The organism is Atribacter sp., assembly GCF_035418125.1.
Lineage (GTDB): Bacteria > Atribacterota > Atribacteria > Atribacterales > Atribacteraceae > Atribacter > Atribacter allofermentans.
In genome coordinates this window covers 1-5540 of record NZ_DAOLQM010000143.1, presented here as the reverse complement: position 1 = coordinate 5540, position 5540 = coordinate 1, and the positions used below count along the sequence as shown (strand labels likewise).

Genomic DNA, 5540 nt, shown 5'->3' with positions numbered 1-5540 from the left:
CGTTAAGGGAGGTATACCCTCAAACAAGAGAACAGCGGTGTTGGGTCCATAAAACGGCGAACGTATTGAACCAGCTGCCGAAGAAACTCCACCCGATGGCAAAAAAGATGCTCCAGGAAATCTATCTATCGCCGGACAAAGCCCAAGCGGAAAGAGGCATAGGAAGATTCGGTAACGTCTTCGAGGACAAATACCCCAAAGCGGTGAAGAGTCTAACGAAAGACGCGGGGGAATTGCTGACATTCTATGATTTTCCAGCAGCGCACTTCCAGCATATCAGAACGACGAATCCGATAGAATCGAGCTTTTCGACTATACGGCTCAGGACAAAAAAGATGAGGAAATGTGGCAACCGAAAAACAACGTTAGCGATGATGTACGAATTATCCCAACAGGTGGAGAAGGGGCGGCGCAAACTGCGGGGATTCAAAGAGATTCAATACGTTCTGGAAGGGAATCAGTATCTCAACGGTTCAAGAATGAAAAATGTAGTCGTTTAACGGATTGATGGAGGATACGCTCGATTTCGCTTATTCCACAACATTTGACAATAACTCCGATATTTATGTACAATGGCAGTAATAACTATACCTCACCGATTTAACTCGAAAGAGAATCTGATTGGTTTTTCTTCCTCTGCTGTTTTACAGAAGGAAAGATAAACATCAATCAAGTCATTTATTATGATATTTCCGCTTTTAATTTGTCTTTATGTTATTAACAACAGCATTTTCGATTACCCGTACTCAGTTTGTTGTAATCAGGAGGGCACATAATTACATTATGAAAATTTTATTCATAACTCATGATATCGGTATTTACGGGGCCGCAAGGAGTTTAAGCTTACATATAAAATCTCTGCTAACGAACGATATCGTAAAAAAAGAAGACATTTTCCTTCTTTACGCGAAACCCTTTTTAAAATTTACGTCAATAAAACCTGAAATGTTGAAAGGGCTCAATTATAAGAAATCAATACTACTTCCGTCGAGTAGAATTCATAAAGGACATGAAAAGTCTTTATATAATACTTTTAAATATATGGTTAAAAACATAGTCTCAATAATTTACTGTTTTTTTTATTTAAGATTACTATTGAAGCATTTGAAACCCGACTTAATTCATTTAAACTCTCTCACAATATGGCCTTTACTTTTTATCTTACCTAAAAAATATAAGACAATTATCCACATAAGGGAAATCTACAATGAGAATGTAAATATAATGACCAAAAAACTCCTTCGGAAAGCATTGTTAAGAGCCTACAAAATTATTGGAATTGACGAAGGCGTCAAAAAAGCCTTACGTGGAATCGCAAAAGATGTCGAAGTTCTCAGAAACCCTTTTGATATGGAGAATGCGAGGATGCTCAGAGAGACAGATCGAAAAACACTGTATGAGCGGATTAACTTGAGTCCGGAATTGAAAACTGTTGCTTTGATTGGAAGAATTCAACCAATAAAAGGTCAATCCTTTTTTATTGATTTAGCTGAGGCTTACTATGACAAAGAAAACACGCTTTTTTTAGTTATCGGTACTAGCGGAAATTCTAATTATTATTCTCTCGTTTCAGAAAAAGCGAAAAAATGCGCGAATTTAAGGATTCTCGGAGGATTCGATGAAATGGACGTTATTTTTCCAATCCTTGATGTCATCGTAAGATGTGAAGATTTTTTACCTCTTGGAAGAACAGTTTTCGAGGGCTACTATGCAGGCTGCTCTGTTCTATTACCTGTTAAGGAGGAAGATGATATTACGGAGATTAGGCAATTTCTAAATGACGGTATCTGGCTTTATAAAGCAAGAAATATCACTGATATATCCGAAAAATTAAAACAAATTTTGGATAGCAATAATTCCTTTAGAAATCGACCGAGTGGAAACCTAAAGCGGTATTCTCAGGAGTTTATGAAAATACTAGGTATATACGGAGTTACAACGAAAAAGCAGAGAGAAGGACAAGATGAACACAATGACATAACCAAAAATCAGGCGAGAGGTCTTACAGGCTAAAAGGTGGATACGGAGTGAATGATTGTTGTTTAAAGACAGAATAATAAGGTCCAATAGTATTGAATTAACGGGGCCTAGCAGGGGACGAGAGTCATACTAAGCATAGCCCTTAAAGAACAAAATCGACGAATAATATAGAAAAGACCAAAACGCTACGGGATGAAGAAGGAAGAAGGCTGGTCTACCGAAATGGATATCACTATCACCGAGAACGCGAGATACAAACGGGAGTCGGGCTCGATAAATGTCAATCAGCCAATAGTGGGTTTTTATCCATACCTACGAGGAAATACAACCCCAAGCGGGGAAGAGCCTGCCGAGAAACGCGGAAGAATTGCTAACTTTCTATGATTTTCTAGCAGCGCACTTCCAGCATATCAAAACAACAGATCCGATAGAATTGAGTTTTTATACCAAACGGCTCAGTATAAAAAAATGAGGAACTGCGGCGACCGGAAAACAACATTAGCGATGATGTACAAATTATCCCAGCAGGTCGAGAAGGGGTGGCGCAAACTGCGAGGATTCAAAGAGATTCGATATGTTCTGGTAGGGATGCCATATTTCAACGGTTCAAGAATGGAAAACGTTGTCGTTTAACGGATTGATGGAGGATACGCTCGATTTAACGTTTTTTTACAATATTTGACAATGACTTCACCTTTTTTTACACGTCTGTATGGCTTAATCATAACCCATTAGAATTTCGATAACCGGAATGCATTTGGGAGGTTAAAGTGGAAAACCTGCAAATTTGCCAACGATGCGTTATGGATACGACGGATCCCGAAATAAAATTCGATGAAAGAGGTATTTGTAATCATTGTAAAACAGCTGAACAGGCACTGAACAGGCCCCCATTAAGTCTTTCTCCGATGGAGAAAGAGGCAGAGCTTCTTTCGATTATACATAACATAAAAACGGAAAGTAGTAGTAAGAAATATGACTGCATTATTGGACTAAGTGGTGGTGTTGATAGCACTTACGTGGCGTACAAAGTCGTAGAATTAGGCTTAAGGCCTTTAGCTATCCATTTCGACAATACCTGGAATTCAACCATTGCCGAAGCAAATATCGACAATATCTGTAGTAAATTACATATTGACCTTTTCCGCTATAAAGTAGAATGGAATGAGTTTAGAAACCTGGAACTAGCTTTTTTGAAAGCTTCTACTCCTGACTTAGAAATCACTTCAGATCACGGAATCGTCTCCTTACTAAACCAGCAAGCAGCAAAAAACAACCTGTCTTTCATTATTAGCGGCTTAAACTCTTCAACGGAGTCTATTTTGCCTCCAAGTTGGTCTCGCGGGCATTATGATTGGAAATACATTAAGTCAGTTAATAAAACGTACTCAAGATGTACTTTGAAAGCTTTCCCCCACACCTCTTTTACTAGCACTATATTCTACCGAAAGATTCGAAAGATTAAATGGCTCCACATTTTGAATTATCTAAACTACAATAAAAGTGAAGCTAAAGAACTAATCACGAAAGAGCTCGGATGGCAAGACTATGGCGGAAAGCATTACGAATCTATTATAACGAAGTTTTGGCAGGGTTATATTCTTCCAGTAAAATTCGGATTTGATAAAAGAAAAGCACATTTATCCAGCTTAATTATCTCCGGCCAAATAACACGCGAACAAGCATTAGAAGAGCTAAAACACCCCGCTTACCCCCCTGAGGAATTGGAGAATGATATCAGGTTCTTCTGCTCGAAAATGGAAATATCGCTTTCTGAATTCCGAAAAATAATGAAAAGTCCCCCGAAAACTTTCTGGGACTATTCTTCTTATGAAAAAACATGGTATTATGTTTTTTTAAATTATTTATGGAAATTGATAAAACGGCCGAAAGGCGCACCGTGATACTGTGTCAAATTGAATCTGGCCTAATAGTTTACAAGTTCTCCCACACTTTATATGGACAAGAACAAAGTTGCAGACAATAAGGAATTGGATGCTGAAGGACTATGATAGAGTCCCAAATGAATACTATCCGTTGGTAGGAAATAAAAGTGGAATAGAGACTTCCGTTTTTTTTCGAGCAACTGCTTGGATTAGTGGAACCGTGGTACATTAGCGATGTAGAACAAAAAGGGCTGGAAATACACATCCACGTTGACTTCAAACGGGGAGCGAAATTCATCTATAAAGGCGAGCTGTGTAGTGTCCACGATACGGTTATCCGAGAATGGCGGCATATGAACCTGTTTCAGTATAAGACCTATCTGCACGCGCGTGTCCCGAGAATCTATACGCCGGATGGTGTCAAACAAGTACAAGTACCCTGGGCTCGGGAAGGAAGCGGATTCACACTTTTCTTCGAAGCGCTGCTCCTTTCTTTGGCTCAAGTAACCAGCGTAGCGCAGATCCATCAGTTATACGACGTAAGCGAAAACCGTATTTGGAGGGTGTTAGAGCACTACATAGAGAAAGAAGTTGACTTTCAGGATTTCTCAGAAGAACCGGTTACCACACTCTCCATAGATGAAGTGGCGCACAAAAAAAGGGCATGTTTACCTGACCGGCTTCATGGACTTAGAACGAGCCAAGGTGGTCCACGTTGTGAAGCTTCTCAACGACGTACTGGATAGTATTCGACGCAGAGAACACAAAGAAAACATCCCGAGGTTCAACAAAATTCGCTATCTACTTTTGAAAGACCCCAAAAAGCTCAAAAAGAGTCAAAGAGAACGACTGGATGAATTCTTCACCCAGGCTAACCTGGATACAGTAAAGGCGTACAACTTGATCCAAATGTACAAAAAAGGGTACAAATACAAAAAGCCATCCTGGGCAGGTAGATTTTTCCATCATTGGATCAAGCTCTGCCAACAATAGAAAGTCCCCGAAATGCTGAAGGAGGCTCAAGCGATTATGACTCATCTGAAAGGCATTATGGCCTATTTCACCTACCGGGTGACCAACGCCGTGATGGAAGGGAACAATTCCAAGCTGAGAACGATTACAAAACGCTCCTATGGATTCAAGACACTTCGATACCTGAGGTTGATGATCTTCTTGGTCTTCGGGAAACTCAAGTTCGATGTACCAAGGCTGGCATAACTATTTTCCTGCCCATTTGACTTGGAAGAGAACCGTATTTTCAATTGTGGGAGCAGGGAGAAAAAACCGCCTAATTTTGTCCATTTTTCTTGTTGAACCCATTTTTATCTTGATTACTCAACATGTGCGTGGTCATTACAAAAACCAGATAAGCGAAAAACTGAATGAAATCGGTCTTTGAAGAGAAAGTGAACACGAAATAAGGAAAATCGGTACCCCATCTCAAATTATTAAGTATCACCAAAATAATAAGGAGGAGGGGTACCGACATAACTATTGTACCACTAATAAGACAGATCGTCCAGGAAAGGTTCGGAACGTTTTTCGACAGCATCGAAAACTTATTTTTAGTTCCGCTTTCTGCAATCTCACGAGGAGTTCTGGGTAACGATGAAAAACCTCTTGTTCTCGCTCTTCAGAAGACAGATGGTGGGGGAAGGCACAAGCCGACACCGC

Annotated in this window: 6 protein-coding genes and 2 pseudogenes; 7 read left to right on the top strand and 1 reads right to left on the bottom strand. The window is 39.8% G+C overall.

Translation table 11 applies throughout. The annotated features are described in order from the left end of the window. Window positions 1-65: 65 nt before the first annotated feature. The 7 genes and pseudogenes from PLK24_RS11530 to PLK24_RS07705 all read left to right on the top strand — a co-directional run. Window positions 66-387, top strand: a pseudogene (locus tag PLK24_RS11530) (transposase); the annotation flags it as partial. Window positions 388-783: 396 nt separating this feature from the next. Beyond that, window positions 784-2013 carry a glycosyltransferase gene (locus PLK24_RS07720; RefSeq protein WP_324477870.1) on the top strand — a complete coding sequence of 410 codons (1230 nt, stop codon included), beginning with the start codon at window positions 784-786 and terminating at the stop codon, window positions 2011-2013. Window positions 2014-2335: 322 nt separating this feature from the next. Continuing rightward, window positions 2336-2503: pseudogene (locus tag PLK24_RS11525) on the top strand (IS256 family transposase); the annotation flags it as partial. Window positions 2504-2750: 247 nt separating this feature from the next. After that, complete coding sequence (locus PLK24_RS07715; RefSeq protein ID WP_324477868.1) at window positions 2751-3884, top strand: N-acetyl sugar amidotransferase; 1134 nt, start codon at window positions 2751-2753, stop codon at window positions 3882-3884. A gap of 194 nt (window positions 3885-4078) precedes the next feature. Further along, a complete protein-coding gene (locus PLK24_RS07710) occupies window positions 4079-4612 on the top strand; it encodes a helix-turn-helix domain-containing protein (protein ID WP_502876048.1) in 534 nt (177 codons plus the stop codon). Beyond that, on the top strand, window positions 4506-4859 hold the full coding sequence (locus PLK24_RS11520; RefSeq protein ID WP_502876047.1) for a transposase: 354 nt from the start codon (window positions 4506-4508) through the stop codon (window positions 4857-4859). The genes PLK24_RS07710 and PLK24_RS11520 overlap by 107 nt, the downstream gene beginning before the upstream one ends. Beyond that, entirely contained in the window at window positions 4835-5104 is a 270-nt protein-coding gene (locus PLK24_RS07705) for a hypothetical protein (protein ID WP_324477866.1), read from the top strand. Before PLK24_RS11520 ends, PLK24_RS07705 begins: the two co-directional genes overlap by 25 nt. 253 nt (window positions 5105-5357) lie before the next feature. Here PLK24_RS07705 and PLK24_RS07700 read toward each other — a convergent pair. Continuing rightward, on the bottom strand, window positions 5358-5540 hold a 183-nt coding region (locus PLK24_RS07700), incomplete at its 5' end, for a hypothetical protein (RefSeq protein ID WP_324477864.1).

Bases quoted from the DNA above. Each gene is read 5' to 3' on its own strand.
- PLK24_RS11520 (WP_502876047.1), top strand. From the start codon at position 4,506: ATGAAGTGGCGCACAAAAAAAGGGCATGTTTACCTGACCGGCTTCATG.
- PLK24_RS07720 (WP_324477870.1), top strand. From the start codon at position 784: ATGAAAATTTTATTCATAACTCATGATATCGGTATTTACGGGGCCGCA.